This is a genomic window from Kribbella sp. NPDC005582 (assembly GCF_040605415.1).
Taxonomy (GTDB): domain Bacteria; phylum Actinomycetota; class Actinomycetes; order Propionibacteriales; family Kribbellaceae; genus Kribbella.
On the sequence record NZ_JBEXCU010000001.1, the window covers coordinates 169,521 to 184,491 of the forward strand.

Annotated in this window: 16 protein-coding genes; 11 read left to right on the top strand and 5 right to left on the bottom strand. The window is 68.3% G+C overall.

Going from position 1 to position 14,971, the window contains the following annotated elements:
- Positions 1 to 44: 44 nt before the first annotated feature.
- The 5 genes from ABZS29_RS00820 to rsgA are packed head-to-tail and all read left to right on the top strand — an operon-like array spanning position 45 to position 4,947.
- Positions 45 to 755, top strand: a complete 711-nt coding sequence (locus ABZS29_RS00820; RefSeq protein ID WP_355457267.1) for a DsbA family oxidoreductase — start codon at positions 45 to 47, stop codon at positions 753 to 755.
- 57 nt (positions 756 to 812) lie between these two features.
- Positions 813 to 1,391 (top strand): DoxX family protein, encoded by a 579-nt coding sequence (locus ABZS29_RS00825; protein WP_355457269.1) that lies wholly within the window; start codon positions 813 to 815, stop codon positions 1,389 to 1,391.
- Positions 1,392 to 1,417: 26 nt separating this feature from the next.
- Positions 1,418 to 2,629 carry a hypothetical protein gene (locus ABZS29_RS00830; protein WP_355457270.1) on the top strand — a complete coding sequence of 404 codons (1,212 nt, stop codon included), beginning with the start codon at positions 1,418 to 1,420 and terminating at the stop codon, positions 2,627 to 2,629.
- A 48-nt stretch (positions 2,630 to 2,677) separates the two neighbouring features.
- On the top strand, positions 2,678 to 3,949 hold the full coding sequence (aroA, locus tag ABZS29_RS00835) for a 3-phosphoshikimate 1-carboxyvinyltransferase (protein ID WP_355457272.1): 1,272 nt from the start codon (positions 2,678 to 2,680) through the stop codon (positions 3,947 to 3,949).
- Positions 3,949 to 4,947 (top strand): ribosome small subunit-dependent GTPase A, encoded by a 999-nt coding sequence (gene rsgA, locus ABZS29_RS00840; RefSeq protein WP_355457274.1) that lies wholly within the window; start codon positions 3,949 to 3,951, stop codon positions 4,945 to 4,947. The genes aroA and rsgA overlap by 1 nt, the downstream gene beginning before the upstream one ends.
- On the opposite strand, the gene ABZS29_RS00845 is transcribed toward rsgA, so the two are convergent.
- Entirely contained in the window at positions 4,940 to 5,431 is a 492-nt protein-coding gene (locus tag ABZS29_RS00845) for a DUF2231 domain-containing protein (RefSeq protein ID WP_355457275.1), read from the bottom strand. The two genes, rsgA and ABZS29_RS00845, sit on opposite strands and share 8 nt — an antisense overlap.
- Positions 5,432 to 5,524: 93 nt before the next feature.
- Here ABZS29_RS00845 and hisN point away from each other — a divergent pair, with 93 nt between their 5' ends.
- From hisN to ABZS29_RS00865, 4 genes are read left to right on the top strand one after another with little or no spacing between them, the layout of a single operon-like run.
- Positions 5,525 to 6,304 carry a histidinol-phosphatase gene (gene hisN, locus ABZS29_RS00850; protein ID WP_355457277.1) on the top strand — a complete coding sequence of 260 codons (780 nt, stop codon included), beginning with the start codon at positions 5,525 to 5,527 and terminating at the stop codon, positions 6,302 to 6,304.
- A 17-nt stretch (positions 6,305 to 6,321) separates the two neighbouring features.
- Positions 6,322 to 7,608, top strand: a complete 1,287-nt coding sequence (locus ABZS29_RS00855; RefSeq protein WP_355457279.1) for a pitrilysin family protein — start codon at positions 6,322 to 6,324, stop codon at positions 7,606 to 7,608.
- The gene (locus tag ABZS29_RS00860; protein WP_355457280.1) at positions 7,605 to 8,951 is read left to right on the top strand and encodes a pitrilysin family protein; all 1,347 of its coding nucleotides are present in this window, start codon (positions 7,605 to 7,607) and stop codon (positions 8,949 to 8,951) included. The genes ABZS29_RS00855 and ABZS29_RS00860 overlap by 4 nt, the downstream gene beginning before the upstream one ends.
- Positions 8,952 to 8,960: 9 nt before the next feature.
- Positions 8,961 to 9,299: a DUF4190 domain-containing protein gene (locus ABZS29_RS00865; RefSeq protein ID WP_355457282.1), complete on the top strand. Its 339-nt coding sequence runs from the start codon at positions 8,961 to 8,963 to the stop codon at positions 9,297 to 9,299.
- A gap of 1 nt (position 9,300) precedes the next feature.
- Here ABZS29_RS00865 and ABZS29_RS00870 read toward each other — a convergent pair whose 3' ends face one another.
- Complete coding sequence (locus ABZS29_RS00870) at positions 9,301 to 10,083, bottom strand: DUF4190 domain-containing protein (protein ID WP_355457284.1); 783 nt, start codon at positions 10,081 to 10,083, stop codon at positions 9,301 to 9,303.
- A 55-nt stretch (positions 10,084 to 10,138) separates the two neighbouring features.
- A complete protein-coding gene (locus tag ABZS29_RS00875) occupies positions 10,139 to 10,564 on the bottom strand; it encodes a CBS domain-containing protein (protein WP_355457285.1) in 426 nt (141 codons plus the stop codon).
- A gap of 192 nt (positions 10,565 to 10,756) precedes the next feature.
- On the opposite strand from ABZS29_RS00875, the gene ABZS29_RS00880 reads away from it, so the two are divergent.
- On the top strand, positions 10,757 to 11,989 hold the full coding sequence (locus tag ABZS29_RS00880) for an MFS transporter (protein ID WP_355457287.1): 1,233 nt from the start codon (positions 10,757 to 10,759) through the stop codon (positions 11,987 to 11,989).
- Entirely contained in the window at positions 11,986 to 12,678 is a 693-nt protein-coding gene (locus tag ABZS29_RS00885; protein ID WP_355457289.1) for a hypothetical protein, read from the top strand. Before ABZS29_RS00880 ends, ABZS29_RS00885 begins: the two co-directional genes overlap by 4 nt.
- A gap of 329 nt (positions 12,679 to 13,007) precedes the next feature.
- Here the strand turns inward: ABZS29_RS00885 and rfbB are convergent, their stop codons facing one another.
- Positions 13,008 to 13,991, bottom strand: a complete 984-nt coding sequence (gene rfbB, locus ABZS29_RS00890) for a dTDP-glucose 4,6-dehydratase (protein ID WP_355457291.1) — start codon at positions 13,989 to 13,991, stop codon at positions 13,008 to 13,010.
- Positions 13,992 to 14,873 carry a glucose-1-phosphate thymidylyltransferase RfbA gene (gene rfbA, locus ABZS29_RS00895; protein ID WP_355457293.1) on the bottom strand — a complete coding sequence of 294 codons (882 nt, stop codon included), beginning with the start codon at positions 14,871 to 14,873 and terminating at the stop codon, positions 13,992 to 13,994. It lies immediately after the preceding gene.
- Between the last annotated feature and the right edge of the window lie 98 nt (positions 14,874 to 14,971).

Sequence of the window (14,971 nt, forward strand, 5' to 3'; positions counted from 1 at the left end):
GTCACACCGGGAATGGGTTCGGACTGGGACAGGTTCTCCAGAGCATGCGTATTGATGTCTGGTCCGATGTCGTCTGTCCGTGGTGCTACATCGGGAAGCGCCGCCTCGAGGAGGCGCTGACCGAGAGCGGCGACACCGCTGAAATCGTTTGGCACAGCTTCCAGCTGGACCCGTCGTCGACGAACGACGATCCGCGGGACCTGCCGACCCGACTGGGCGAGAAGTACGGTCGCGACCGGGCGTGGGGCGTGCAGGCGAACCAGCACGTGACCGAGGTGGCCGCGGAGCTCGGTCTGGAGTACCACCTGGACCAGGCGAAGTCGGTCAACACCGTCGACGCGCACCGGCTGCTGCACCTGGCACTGGAGCAGGGCCCGGAGACGCAGGGCCGGCTCAAGGAACGGTTGCTGAAGGCATACTTCACCGACGGTCTCCCGGTCGGCGACCACACAACCCTGACCGCGCTGGCCGCCGAGGTAGGCCTCCCCGCCGACCGCGTAGCTGAGGTGCTGGCCGGAACGGAGTACGCCGAAGAGGTGGCCGCCGACCAGGCGCAAGCCCTCGCGTACGGCGCCAACGGCGTGCCGTTCTTCGTCATCGACGAGAAGTACGGCGTGAGCGGCGCCCAGCCGACCGAGGTGTTCCGCGAGGCGCTCAAGCGCGCGAACGCCGACCGTAAGCCGGTCACGCTGATCACGGCACCGGGTGCCGCCGCCGACGACGCCACGTGCGGACCGGACGGCTGCCCGATCTGATCCGGGGTTAGGCCTGGGGTACCGGAGCCATCACAAGTCGTGGTGTATGAAGGAGGCATGACTGTCGTGCGTGCACTGGCCAGGCCGTTGCTGTCCGTCATTTTCGTCGTCCAAGGTGCGAACTCGGTGCGCAACCCCGAGCCGCTGGTGGCGAAGGCGCAGCCCGTGACCGACCGGCTGGTGCCGGTGCTCAAGAAGGCCGCGCCGGCCCAGCTCGGCGACCGGCTTCCGGAGACGACGGTCAACCTGATCCGGCTGAACGGCGCCGCGCAGGTGCTCGGCGGTCTCGCCCTGGCCACCGGCAAGGGCCGCCGCCTCGGTGCGACCCTGCTGGCCGCATCACTGGTCCCGACGACTCTGGCCGGACATGCGTTCTGGCAGGAGGACGAGAAGGGCGCCAAGGCCCAGCAGCGGATCCAGTTCATGAAGAACCTGGGTCTGATGGGCGGTCTGCTGCTCGCGGCCGTCGACACCGAGGGCAAGCCGGGTGTGGCCTGGCGGGCCAGCCACGGCGCGAAGGCAGCGAAGCGGGAGACCAAGCGCGGCACCAAGGCGGCCAAGCGCGAGGCCCGGCAGCTGGCGCGGGACGCGAAGGCGGCCGCTCGACTCGCGAAGGCCGAATTGCACCTCGGCTGACCTGACCCGGCTCTAATCTGGGAGCCGTGCCTACTTACAGTGACGACGGGCAGTGGTGGTGGGACGGCCGTAGCTGGCAGCCCGTCACCCAGCAGCAGCAGCAGCAGTACGTCGCTCCGCCGCAGCAGCAGTACCCGGGTCAGCAGTACCCGCAGCAACCGCAGTACGGCGGCGGACAACCGCCGTACCAGGGTGGGCCGCAGGGCTTCTACCAGCAGCCGCAGCAGCCGCGGAAGAAGAGCCGTGCGCTCCCGCTGATCATCTCCGGTGCCGTCGTCCTGGTACTGATCCTGGCCATCGGCGGTGTGGTGATCTGGAAGAACACCTCCGGCGACGGTGGCGGCGGTACGTCCGCCGGTGCGCCGCCCAAGGACGCCAAGATCATCGAGCCCGGCCAGCCGGTCACCGAGCAGGCGCTGAGCGAGGTGAACCCGCAGGCGTTCCACGAGAGTGTCATGAAGCGTCAGATGACGACTCCGATCGCCCGGCTCAAGACGTCGGTCTTCGGGGACGCCAAGGTGTTCAGCACCGGCCGGCCGATCTGGTCCATCCACGATCTCGCGGTCGACCACCAGAGCGGCAAGTACTACTTGGCCGAAAGCATCCTGGACGGCCGGACGGACCAAGAGCCGACCAACCAGATCTGCACCGGCGAACCGAAGCCGATGCGCTGGTCGAAGTTCAACCAGGCGTGGCAGCGCAGCACGTTCGACGAACTCGCCTGCACGAAGATCCCGCAGGGCGGCACCGACTCCATCGTCTCCTCCGGCCTCACCCCCGAGCAGGCCGACAAGGTGATCGCCTACTTCCGCACCAACAAGGGTTTCGTGAACGCCGCCCAGCCGACGCTGCTGACGGCCGGCGGGAAGACCTATGTCAAGCAGGTGGTCGACTTCAAGCCGATCGTCTTGTCCGACGAGAACTACTGGGGCTCGGCGATCGCGATGTGGGGACTGCGCGAGGCCGGCCTCGATCCGGTGACCTGGCCGTGGTCGAACCCGTTCAACCTGACCGAAGGCATCCACATGGTGTACTACCTCGACCCGGCGACGCTGCTGCCGGTCGCGGCCTTCCAGAGCGGTATCGACACCCCGGCGGGCAACGGCGAACCGGCGGTCAAGCGCACCACGATCCAGGTGGTCAACTACAGCTACCCGCCGGCCCTGCCGCAGCCGACGATGCCCAAGGGGGCCGGCACGCTGACGATCTCCCTGCCGGAAGGCTGGAAGGTCCCGTAGCCGACATGCCCTAGGCTCAAGGCAGGCAGAACGAGCGTAGGGAGTGGGATGAATCAGGAGCAGGGCTGGGCGGCACCGCGGGCCGAAGGGCCGGTCAGCGGCCGGATCACGGTGCCGGGATCCAAGTCGATCAGCAACCGCGCACTGATCCTCGCGGCGATTGCGGACGGCCCGTCGCACCTGACGGGTCTGCTCGCCGCTCGTGACACCACGCTGATGCGCTCGGCGCTCACCGCGCTGGGCGTCGGCATCACCGACAACGGGTCGACCGTCACCGTCACCCCGGGCTCGCTCAAGGGTCCGGCGCGTGTGGACTGCGGGCTGGCCGGCACGGTGATGCGATTCGTGCCACCGGTGGCCGCACTGGCCGACGGCGTCGTCGAGTTCGACGGCGACGAGTACGCGCGGGAGCGCCCGATGAGCGTCATCCTGGACGCGTTGCGGGCACTCGGCGTACAGATCGACGACGGTGGCACCGGACGGATGCCGTACGCCGTTTCCGGCACCGGTGCGGTGCGTGGCGGCAAGGTCACGCTGGACGCGTCCGGCTCGAGCCAGTTCGTCTCCGCACTACTCCTGGCCGGCGCCCGGTACGACGAGGGCGTGGACATCCGCCACGACGGCAAGCCGGTGCCGTCACAGCCGCACCTGGACATGTCGGTGGCGATGCTGCGCGAGCGCGGCGTCCAGGTCGACGACTCCGAGCCGAACCGCTGGGTGGTTGCCCCCGGCCCCATCCAGGCCCTGGACACCGCGATCGAGCCCGACCTGTCGAACGCTGCGCCGTTCCTGGCCGCGGCAGTGCTGACCGGCGGCGAGGTGACCGTGACCGGCTGGCCGGAGCACACCACCCAGCCTGGTGGTCAGCTGCCCGACATCTTCACCCGCTTCGGCGCCGAGGTGACTCGCACCGAAGACGGCCTCACGGTGCGCGGCACTGGGCGAGTCAACGGCTGTGACCTCGACCTTAGCGAGGTAGGCGAGCTCACGCCGGCTCTGCTGGCCATCGCGGCCTTCGCGGACGGACCGTCGTACCTGCGGGGCATCGCGCACCTGCGCGGTCACGAGACCGACCGGCTGGCCGCACTGGAGCGCGAGTTCAACGCGCTGGGCGGTGACGTCACCCAGACGGCCGATGGGTTGGAGATTCGCCCGAAGCCCTTGCAGGGTGGGCTTTTCGCGACCTACAACGACCACCGGATGGCGCACGCGGCCGCTGTGGTCGGGCTGCTCGTGGACGGGCTGCTGATCGAGAACATCGGGACCACGGCGAAGACACTGCCGGAGTTCCCCGAGCTCTGGTCGGGGCTCGTCGGCTGATGTCGCGGTACGACGAGGAGGCCAAGTACGACCGGCCCAAGCGACGGACCCGGCCCCGCACCAAGGACCGCCCGTCGTACGACGACGCCGTGCTCGGCTTCGTCACCACGCGGGACCGCGGTCGCTACACCTGCTGGGTGGGCGACCGTCAGGTCACCGCCATGAAGGCCCGGCAGCTCGGCCGCACCGGAGTGATCGTCGGCGACCAGGTGAAGCTCGACGGCAACGCCACCGGTGACGAAGGCACGCTGGCCCGCATCGTCGAGGTAGTCCCCCGTACGACGCTCCTCCGCCGCTCCGCCGATGACGACGACCCGGTGGAGCGCCCCCTGGTCGCCAACGCCGACCAGCTGGTCATCGTGGTCGCCGTGGCGAACCCAGAACCACGCACCGGCCTCATCGACCGCTTCCTGGTCGCCGCGTACGACGCCGGCATGCGGCCGCTGCTCTGTCTCACCAAGACCGACCTAGCCGACCCGACACCGCTCCTGGAGATCTACCGCCCCTTGGGCGTCGAGTCGGTTGCCACCCAGCAGGGCGGCAACCTGGACGCGCTCCGGGAGCAGCTGGACGACCGCACCAGCGTTCTGGTCGGTCACTCCGGTGTCGGCAAGTCCACTCTGGTCAACGGGCTCATCGAGGGGGCGAACCGGGCCATCGGTGTCGTCAACGACGTCACCGGCCGCGGCCGCCACACCTCCACGAACACCGTCGTACTGCGGCTGCCTGAGGGCGGCTGGATCATCGACACCCCGGGCATCCGCTCGTTCGGTCTGGCGCATGTCTCGCCCGACAAGCTCATCAACGCCTTCCCGGACCTGGCCGACATCACCGTGGACTGCCCGCGCGGCTGCACCCACACCGAGCTGGCACCTGACTGCGCGCTCGACGAGGCGGTAGCAGCCGGCCGCGCCGACGCCGACCGGGTGACGTCCTTCCGCCGCTTGCTCGCCAGTCGCGAGGGCCGCGAGCAGAAGGACCCTGAGGCAACTACTTAGGCAGCTGCCCGTCCCAGACCGCCTTCGCTCCCGCGTCACCGGTGCGAATGGTCTGGTAGATCACCAGTACGCCGATCACGACCACAGCAGCGCTGGTCACCAGCTCCAGCGGCCGACCGCGTCCTTCCTTGGCGCCCTTGCCGCTGGCCAGGGCCGAGGGCCCGCCGAGCAGCAGGAACGCGGCCACCGCCACCACAGCGAAGATCAGGCAGAACCAGAAGAGCAGGTCACCCCGCTCCTGGTGCAGTGCAACGGCCTTCTCCAGTGTGGGCACCGCTGCGACGAACGCCTCGCCACTCTCCTTGGCGACGAACGCGAGCACCACTGAGCCCAGACCGAGCAGCAGCACCGGCCACCGCAGCAACCACCGCCAGCGCGGTACCAGTGCGAAGACGATCGCGGTCAGGGCGGATACCGGGAGCACCAGCACAGCGGCGTGGATCACCAGCACGTGCAGGGGCAGATCCCCCAAGCGCTCGAACATTGACGCCTCCAGGCGGTCATGGGACTTCTGATATCCACAACACGATCAGAACCCCTATTCGGTTCACCCTGAGCGCAGGCTAGCCTTCCGGCTATGCCCTCGCACACGGATGACCTGCGGCTCGCCCACATCCTGGCCGATGATGCGGACTCGACCACTATGGACCGCTACAAGGCGCTGGACCTGCATGTCGCCACCAAGCCGGACCTGACGCCGGTGAGCGAGTCGGACAAAAAGGTCGAGGACGTGATGCGCAAGACGCTGTCCCGGGCGCGGCCGCGGGATGCGTTCGTGGGCGAGGAGGAGGGCACCAGCGGCTGGGGCGCCCGGCGCTGGGTCGTCGACCCGATCGACGGAACCAAGAACTACATCCGCGGCGTTCCCGTCTGGGCATCGCTGATCAGCCTGATGATCGAGGACCAGGTCGTCGTCGGCGTGGTCTCCGCTCCGGCACTCGGCCGGCGCTGGTGGGCGTCGTACGGCGATGGCGCGTGGACCGGCCGCTCGCTGCACTCGTCGCAGCCCTGCCGGGTCAGCGACGTGAGCAAGATCGAGGACGCCTCGCTGTCGTACTCCTCCCTCAAAGGCTGGGACAAGCTCGAGAAGTCCGCGCAGTTCGACAGTTTGATGGACGACTGCTGGCGCACTCGCGCCTACGGCGACTTCTGGTCCTACATGCTGGTCGCCGAAGGCGCGGTGGACATCGCCGCCGAGCCCGAGCTCAACCTCTGGGACATGGCCGCCCTGTCGATCATCGTCGAGGAGGCCGGCGGCACGTTCACCTCCGTCGACGGCACTCCGGGCCCCAACGGCCCGAACGCCCTCGCCACCAACGGCCGTCTGCACGACGAGGTCCTGAAGCGCCTCGCGTGACCACGTAGGGTGGCGGCATGCCCTTGAACTACCCCCTCGCGGAGCAGACGCTCGACAACGGCCTGCGGGTCGTGGTCAGCTCCGACCGCGCCGTGCCGATCGTCGCCGTCAACCTCTGGTACGACGTGGGTTCGCGTCACGAACCGCCCGGCCTGACCGGTTTCGCCCACCTCTTCGAGCACTTGATGTTCCAGGGGTCGCGCAACGTCCAGTCCGGTCAGCACTTCAGCCTGCTGGAGACGGTGGGCGCGAGTCTGAACGCGAGCACGTTCTTCGACCGCACCAACTACTTCGAGTCGCTGCCGAGCGGCGGTCTGGACCTGGCCCTGTGGCTGGAGGCCGACCGGATGGGTTACCTGCTCGACGCGCTCAATCAGGAGAACCTGGACAACCAGCGCGACGTGGTGAAGGAGGAGAAGCGGCAGAGCTACGACAACCGCCCGTACGGCGATTCGTACGAGCGACTGGTCCGGCTGCTGTTCCCCGAGAACCACCCCTACGCGCACATGACGATCGGCTCGATGGCCGACCTGGACGCGGCCTCGCTGGAGGACGTGCACGCGTTCTTCCGCACGTACTACGGCCCGAACAACGCCGTCCTGACGATCGTCGGTGACGTGTCGGTCGACGACGCCTTCGACGCCGCCAAGCGGTACTTCGGCCACCTGCCGGCGATTCCGACGCCGCCGCCCGCCCCGGACGGCACGATCGGGCCGCTCACCGAGGTGCTGCGCGACGACGTGCTGGACGACGTACCGTCCGACCTGATCACGATGATGTTCCGGCTGCCGCCGGATGGGACACCCGAGCTGGATGCGGCCTCGCTGGCGCTCGACGTGCTGGCCGGCGGCCAGAGTGGCCGGCTGAACCGGCGGCTGGTCCGCGACGAGCAGATCGCCCAGTCCGTCTCCGGTGGCGCGCTGCCCCTGATCGGCGGGGTCTCTTTCGGCACTCTGACCGGCATCGCCTCCGACGGCATCGACCTGCAGAAGGTCGAGGACGCCCTGCTCGAAGAGGTAGAGAAGCTGGTCGAGGGCGGGATCACCGCCGACGAGCTGGCCACCGTGCAGGCACAGGCCGAGCGGGACTGGCTGGAGCAGCTGGCGACCTGCGCCGGTCGCGCCGACGAGATCTCGCACCACGCGCTGCTGTTCGGCGATCCGAACCGGATCAACACCCGGATCGACCAGATCCGCGCGGTCACGGCCGAGCAGGTCCAGGCCGCGGCCCGGGAGTGGATCCGGGCCGCCGGACGCGCCCAGGTGACGTACCGCCGTACCGAAGAAGCTGGAGCGGACGCATGACCCAACTCACCACTCCGCCGCCGGTCAGCCCGCCGGGCCCGTGGAAGTTCCCGGAGTCGACCACCACGACCACCAGCGCCGGTACGCCGGTGCACATCTTCGACCGCCCGGGCCAGTACGTCGCCACCGTCCGGGTCACCGTCGCGATGCCGCTGTTCGCGGAGCCCCGGGAGCTCGAGGGCGTCGCGACGATCATGTCGCGCACCCTCGACGAGGGCACCGAGCTACACTCGGCGAACGACTTCGCTGCGGCGCTGGAGCGGCACGGAGCGGCGTACGGGGTGGATGTCAGCTCGGACGCGCTGCACGTGGAGATCTCGGTCCCGGTGTCGCACCTGGCCCCGGCCGTGAAGCTGCTGGCCGAGGCAGTCACCCGGCCGGCGTTCAACGTCGCCGATGTCGGGCGGCACGTGACGATCCGGCTCGGTGAGATCAACCAGGAGAAGGCGAACGCCGGCTACCGGGCCCGCGAGGCTTTCGCCGCACATCTGTTCGACGCCTCGACCCGGCGCTCGCGGCCGACCGCGGGGACGCCGGACACGATCCGGCCGTTGACCAACGTGCAGGTGGCCGAGTTCTACCGCAGCAACATCGGTCCGGCGCGCGCGCAGATCCTGTTCGCCGGTGACGCCACCGGTGTGGACGTGGCCGCAATCGTCGACGATGCGTTCGGCGACTGGCGGGCCGAGGTCGGTCCGGCGCCGGAGGCTCCCGAGCCGATCTACCTGCCGGGTGACCGCCTGGTGCTGGTCGACCGGCCGGGTTCGGTGCAGAGCCAACTGGTGATCGGCTGCGCGGGTCCGGACCGGCGCAGTCTGGCCTGGGGTCCGGCCGCAGTGGCGAACCACGTGGTCGGCGGCACCATCACCTCCCGCGTCGACACTGTGCTGCGCGAGGAGAAGGGCTACACCTACGGCACGCGCAGCAGCTTCTCCGCGCCGCGCAAGGGCGGCACGTTCACGCTGGGCGGCGCAGTGCGCACCGAGGTGACCGGTGCGGCGATCACCGACGCACTGCGGATCCTCCGGGAGGCCCGTGACGGGCTGACCGAGCAGGAGGTCCAGGAGGCCAAGGACAGCCTCACGCTGACCGCTCCGCTGCGCTACGAGCAGGCGGACTCGATCATCCAGCAGGTGGGCAGCAACATCGCCAACGGCGTCCCGATCGACTTCGCCGACACCTACATGCAGCGGATCGCCGCCACCACCGCCGAGCAGGCGACCGCGGCGTACCGCGAGTGGGTGGGAACCAACGGGCTACTGGTCGTCGTCGTAGGGGAAGCCAAGGACGTCAGGCCGCAGCTCACCGGGCTCGGACTGGGGGACCTGATCGAACTGACCTGAGGAGTCCCGATGTCGTACACCGACGCCACTGACCGGACGCACACGTTCTACCCGGTCCAGCCCGGCTCGCCGTACCAGCCGGCGTACGGCATCCTTCAGGACCACTCCCAGGCGACCGTCGCGGTCGTCCTGGGAGCGATCGCCCTCTGCACCGGCCTGCTCTTCCTGTCCCCGGTCGCCTGGTGGCTCGGCAGCCAGTCGCTGGCCCAGATCGACGCGACGCCTGGCGTCTACAACAACCGCGGCATGGCGCAGGCCGGCCGCATCCTCGGCATCATCGGTACGGCGCTGATGGCCGCCGCTCTGCTCTTCTTCGTGCTCATGCTGACCACCTTCGTGGCCGTCTGAGCTACTTCTGCGGCACCACCAGGCAGGTGACGCCGCGGTCGCCCAGGCGCCAGCTGCTCTCGATCGGGTGCAGGTAGAAGATCGACGACTTCTCGTCCAGCACGCGCTTCGAGGTCTTCCAGCGGTCGGTGCAGCCGGTCTCGGCCGAGATCTGGACCGACGTCAGGCCCGGCCACTTGCCGGCCGGCAGTTCGTAGTTGGCGTACACCTCGCCGCCGTTCGGCCCGCTGCACGGCACCAGCTTCATGCCGCGGATGACGTTCTCCTCGTCGATGCTCTCGACGCAGTCACCGACCTTCAGCCTGTTCGGCCGGACGTTCGTCGTCGTGGTCACCTGGCCGGACGCGTCCCGGTCCGGCTCGTTGTCGGTGGTCAGCGCGATCACGATCCCGATGCCGAACAACAGCACCCAGGCACCAGAGATCGCGATGCCGGCGATCGCGAGGCCACGGCCGTTCTGGTTGCGCTGCTTGATCTGCTTCAGCGCGATCACCCCGAGGATGACGCTGAACAGGATCATGCTCAGGATGCCGAGGATCAGCGACGCGATCGCGAGCCCGTTGGTGCCCTGCGGCGGCCCCTGCTGGTACGGGTTGCCGTGCATCGGCGGTTGCCCGTACGGCGCGCCGTACTGCGGTTGCCCGTACTGCGGTTGCCCGTACGGCGCCTGCTGCCCGTACGGCGGTTGGCCGCCGTACTGCGGGGGCTGCTGCGGACCGGGGTAGGGCGGCTGACCGCCCGGGGGCGGACCGGGAGGCCCGGCCGGGGGTGGTGTCTGACTCATGGTCGGACTGTAAACCCCGCCGACCGGTCCCGCCGGGATGATGGCCTGACCGGTATTAACTGGAGATGTAGTTCGACAGCTGCTCCTTCTCGAACTCCAGTTCGCCGATCCGCGACTTGACCACGTCACCGATGCTGACCAGTCCGGTCAGGCCACCGTCCACGACAACCGGCACGTGCCGGATCCGGCGGTCGGTCATCAGCCGCATCAGGTTGTCGATCAGGTCGTCCGGCGTACAGGTGTGGACCTCGGACGTCATGATCGCGCTGACCCGGACGTCACCGGCCTCCGGTGTCCCGTTCCAGAGCCGGACCACGTCGCGCTCAGAGACGATGCCGTCGACGGAGGTCCCGTCGGAACTCACCACCACCGCACCGATGTTGCGCTCGGCAAGCAAAGCGAGCAGTTCCGTCACCGTCGCCTCTGGCGAGATGGTGACGACCTCGTGACCCTTGCCGCGCAGTACGTCGTTGATCTTCACGGAGCCTCCTGCAGATCGAGGGGGACCAATACCCCAAGGTAGCGAAAAGACCACTTGCGCGGCAGGTCTCATCTCAGAAACCGTGGGTGACGACGTTGTCACCGACTGTTGGTGAAGCTCTTCACATATTCAGGGGCGCGCGAGCCGCCCGGCCCGTAAGCTCTCCGGGTTCGGCACGAGCGAGGGAGAACGATGGGCTGGCGGCAGGATCTCGCCGTACTGCGGCAGCGCGACGTACGGCTGTTCGTCACGTCGCGGTTCATCTCGATCCTCGGGTCGACGATCGCTCCGGTGGCGCTGGTGTTCGCCGTACTGGACGTGTCACCGTCGCCGAGCTCGGTCGGTCTCGTGCTCGCCGCCCGGAGCATCCCGAACATCGTCTTCCTGCTGGTCGGCGGCGTCATCTCCGACCGGCTGCCCCGGCACCTCGTCATCCTGGTCGCGAACACGATCAGCGGCCTCACGCAGGCGCTCGCCGCCGTCCTGGTGCTGACAGGCCACGCGACGATCTGGCAGCTGGCTGCGATCGAGGCGGTCAACGGCGCCGCCTCAGCCTTCGTGATGCCGGCGATGGCCGGTGTCCTGCCCGCGATCGTCAGCAAGTCCGACCTGCCACAGGCGATGGCGATCTCCGGGTTCGCGCGGTCGGTGGCGATGATCGGCGGCGGTGCGATCGCCGGTGTCATCGTCGGGCTGACCGGTCCAGGCGTCGGGCTGGCGGTCGACGGCGTGACGTTCCTGATCGCGGGGCTGCTGATCTCCCGGCTCAAGCTGCCACCGGTCGTCCGTGAGGCGTCCTCGATGATCACCGATCTCCGCGAAGGCTGGACCGAGTTCGCCTCCCGGCAATGGGTGTGGGTCGTCGTCCTGGCGTTCGGTCTGCTCAACGTGCTCTACGTCGCCTGCTACCAGACCCTCGGCCCAGTCATCGCCGACCGCACCTTCGGCCGCACCGCCTGGGGTGTGGTGAGCGCCTGCTTCGGCGCCGGACTGATCGTCGGCGGTCTGCTCATGCTCCGCCTCAAACCGCGCTACCCGCTCCGCGCCGGCATGGCCGGCATGTTGCTCGCGGCCCCGATGATCCTCTGCCTGGCTCTGTTCCCCAACGCCGTCGCGGTCGCCGTCGCCGCGTTCGTGATGGGCCTAGGGTTCGAGGTCTTCGGCATCGGCTGGGAGACCGCGCTCGGCCAGCACGTCCCCCTCGACAAGCTGTCCCGCGTCTCGTCGTACGACATGCTCGGCTCGTTCATCGCCAGCCCCGTCGGCCAGCTCACCGTCGGCTACGTCGCCGCCGCCATCTCCATCAAGGCCGTCGAACTCTACGGCCTCACGCTCTACGTCCTGATCATCGTCGCGACTCTCGTCGTACCGTCGATCTGGAACCTCCGGCGACTGGAACAGGACAGCACTAAGCTGACCGCGTGAGTTCAATCGTGCCGGGTCCGCAGAAGAAGCTCGAACAAGAGATCGACGCCGCCCGTTCCGGCGCCAAACCGTTGTCGGCCGGGGACTTGAACCCCACCGCGCCGCAGCACGCCGGGCTGACCGGGCTCGACGACTGGCCGGATGCCCTGCGCTCCGCGGTCGAGGCGGACTACGAGCGGACGACCGCTCTCACCACCAACCGCACCAAGACCGCCGACCGCCAGGTCCCAGCGCTTCTCCAGGCGCTGACCGAACTGGTCGACCAGATCGACACTCACCTGCAGTCCACCAAACCCGGCCTCTTCGGCAAGAGCGCTCCCACCGAGCCGCCCTCCACCGACCTCGCCGAACTGCTGGGCCTCCCCACTGACGCCGTCTCCGCCACCCCCGGCCGCGCCGAGCACAAGGAAGCCGCCCGCACCCTCAAGGCGATCCGCGAACAACTCAAGTCCCAGGAACGCCACCCCGACCCGCTGGCCCGCGTCATCCCCATCGACCACGCCAAACTCACCCGCCTGGTCACCTTCATCGTCCGCCTGGCCGTCATCCTCACCCAGGCCCCCGAGGCAGCCGCCCTCATCCCCGCCGCCCTCGAAGCCTTCGCCGACGGCACTCCCGACCCGCAGGTCGACGAACCCTTCGCCGAGAAACTCGAGTTCTGGCAAGAGACCTACGAAGACCTCGCCTAACCACCAACTGACTACCAAGCCCCACATGGGGCTCGTGTGCTGTCCGGGCGCCTGCCGGGTGAGCCGGTACCAGCGCGACCGAAGCCACCGTGCCGAGTGCGATGAGTCTGCGCTCGACTGTGGCCTGTGTGCTGCTCTCCATCGATTACCGGCGGCACACTCGCCACAGTCGCGATGGACTGCTCGTGGTGGCGCGCCAGTGAAGCCACCGTGCGGCGCCACCCGCGTCGTACCAGCCACACATCGAGCAGAGGAGCCTTCAGTGGGGTGGGCCAACTGGATGCGGCTGGCCCACCCACAACGCGGTGGGCTGACCCACCAAACGGGGATCAGCTGTCGGCGTAGCGGGCCTCGGTGACGGCCTTCGCGGCTTCCCACCAGGGGCGGTGTTCGCGGTACCAGGTGATGGTGTCGGCCAGGCCTGACTCGAAGTCGTCGTACTGCGGGGTCCAGCCGAGCTCGGTGCGCAGCTTGGTGGAGTCGGTGGCGTAGCGGAGGTCGTGGCCGGGGCGATCCGCGACCAGGTCGTACGCGTCTTCCGGTTGGTCCAGAAGGCGCAGAATCGCTTCGGTGACTTGCTTGTTGGAGCGTTCCTGGGCGGAGCCGATCAGGTAGGTGTCGCCCAGCCGGCCCTTCTCCAGGATCAGCTGTACGGCGGCATTGTGGTCGTCGACGTGCGTCCACTCCCGCACGTTCGCGCCGGCGCCGTACACCTTGGGTCGGATGCCGGTGAGCACGCTGGTGATGTGCCGCGGAATGAGCTTCTCGACATGCTGGTACGCGCCGTAGTTGTTGGCGCAGTTGGAGATCGTGGCCGCGATCCCGTACGAACGGGTCCACGCGCGGACCAGATGATCGGAGCTCGCCTTACTGGCCGAGTACGGCGACGAGGGGTCGTACCGCGTCTCTTCGGTGAACCGGGTCTCCGTGTCGAGTGGCAGCGCGCCGAACACTTCGTCGGTGGAGATGTGGTGCAGGCGGACGTCGTACCGGCGTACTGCCTCGAGGAGATTGAACGTGCCGAGGATATTGGTGCGGATGAAAGGCGCCGGACCGGTCAGCGAGTTGTCGACGTGCGACTCGGCGGCGAAGTGCACCACCGTATCGACCTGCTTGATGAGCCGATCCACGAGTTGAGCATCACCGATGTCGCCGTGGACGAACTCGATGTCATCGGCAACCGTCTCGAGGTTGCGTCGATCACCGGCGTACGTGAGCGCGTCGAGCACCGTGACCCGGCTCGTCCGGACGGCGCTCTGCACGAAGTTGGCGCCGATGAAGCCGGCTCCTCCGGTGACCAGGATCCGGTTCATCTAGCGCCGTACCAGGCTCGGGCCGCTCAACAACCCCAGCAGATACTCGCCGTACCCGGAGTTGCGCAGTGGTTCGGCGAGCAGCCGAAGGTCGTCATCGCTGATGAACCCCTGCCGCCACGCCGCCTCCTCGACGGAACCGACCTTGAGCCCGGTGCGATTCTCCAGCACCCGCACGAAGTCGGACGCATCCGCGAGCGACTCGATCGTCCCGGTGTCCAGCCAGACCGACCCGCGATCCAGCTTCTCCACCTGGAGTTTGCCGCGTCGCAGGTACTCCCGGTTCACGTCGGTGATCTCGAGCTCCCCGCGAGCGCTCGGTCGCAACGACCGCGCGATCTCCACCACGTCGTTGTCGTAGAAGTACAACCCGACCACCGCGTAGTTCGACCGCGGCTCAGCCGGCTTCTCCTCGATCCCGATCGCCCGTCGATCCGCATCGAACTCCACCACGCCGTACCGCCGCGGATCCGCCACGGTGTAAGCGAAAACCACTCCCCCGTCGGGATCCGCACAAGCCTTCAACTCGTCCCCGAACCCGTCCCCGTAGAACAGGTTGTCCCCCAGAATCAGCGCAACCTTCCCGCCCCCGATGAACTCCTCCCCCACCAGGAACGCCTCCGCGATCCCGTTCGGCCGCGCCTGCACCGCATAACTGAAGGTGCACCCGAACTGCGCCCCATCCCCCAGCAGCCGCTCGAAACTCGCCTCGTCCTCAGGCGTCGTGATGATCAGGATCTCGTCGATCCCCGCACTCATCAACGTCGCCAGCGGGTAGTAGATCATCGGCTTGTCGTAGATCGGCATCAGGTGCTTCGAGATCCCCCGAGCCATCGGGTAAAGGCGAGTCCCCGACCCACCGGCGAGCACAATCCCCTTCATCATGCCTCCTCCGGCGAGCCTAAAACGACCGCTTGCCCCCCGCAATCACCCCGGCGAGTCGCCACAGGTCGTTAGTCGTGGATCTTGAGGCTCCAGGC

What these genes read in the sequence shown, in the direction of transcription:
- aroA (WP_355457272.1), top strand. Translation starts at nt 2,678, where the DNA reads ATGAATCAGGAGCAGGGCTGGGCGGCACCGCGGGCCGAAGGGCCGGTC.
- ABZS29_RS00820 (WP_355457267.1), top strand. Translation starts at nt 45, where the DNA reads ATGCGTATTGATGTCTGGTCCGATGTCGTCTGTCCGTGGTGCTACATC.
- ABZS29_RS00845 (WP_355457275.1), bottom strand. Translation starts at nt 5,431, where the DNA reads ATGTTCGAGCGCTTGGGGGATCTGCCCCTGCACGTGCTGGTGATCCAC.
- ABZS29_RS00855 (WP_355457279.1), top strand. Translation starts at nt 6,322, where the DNA reads ATGCCCTTGAACTACCCCCTCGCGGAGCAGACGCTCGACAACGGCCTG.
- rfbB (WP_355457291.1), bottom strand. Translation starts at nt 13,991, where the DNA reads ATGAACCGGATCCTGGTCACCGGAGGAGCCGGCTTCATCGGCGCCAAC.
- rsgA (WP_355457274.1), top strand. Translation starts at nt 3,949, where the DNA reads ATGTCGCGGTACGACGAGGAGGCCAAGTACGACCGGCCCAAGCGACGG.
- ABZS29_RS00870 (WP_355457284.1), bottom strand. Translation starts at nt 10,083, where the DNA reads ATGAGTCAGACACCACCCCCGGCCGGGCCTCCCGGTCCGCCCCCGGGC.
- ABZS29_RS00860 (WP_355457280.1), top strand. Translation starts at nt 7,605, where the DNA reads ATGACCCAACTCACCACTCCGCCGCCGGTCAGCCCGCCGGGCCCGTGG.
- ABZS29_RS00865 (WP_355457282.1), top strand. Translation starts at nt 8,961, where the DNA reads ATGTCGTACACCGACGCCACTGACCGGACGCACACGTTCTACCCGGTC.
- ABZS29_RS00825 (WP_355457269.1), top strand. Translation starts at nt 813, where the DNA reads ATGACTGTCGTGCGTGCACTGGCCAGGCCGTTGCTGTCCGTCATTTTC.
- hisN (WP_355457277.1), top strand. Translation starts at nt 5,525, where the DNA reads ATGCCCTCGCACACGGATGACCTGCGGCTCGCCCACATCCTGGCCGAT.
- ABZS29_RS00880 (WP_355457287.1), top strand. Translation starts at nt 10,757, where the DNA reads ATGGGCTGGCGGCAGGATCTCGCCGTACTGCGGCAGCGCGACGTACGG.
- rfbA (WP_355457293.1), bottom strand. Translation starts at nt 14,873, where the DNA reads ATGAAGGGGATTGTGCTCGCCGGTGGGTCGGGGACTCGCCTTTACCCG.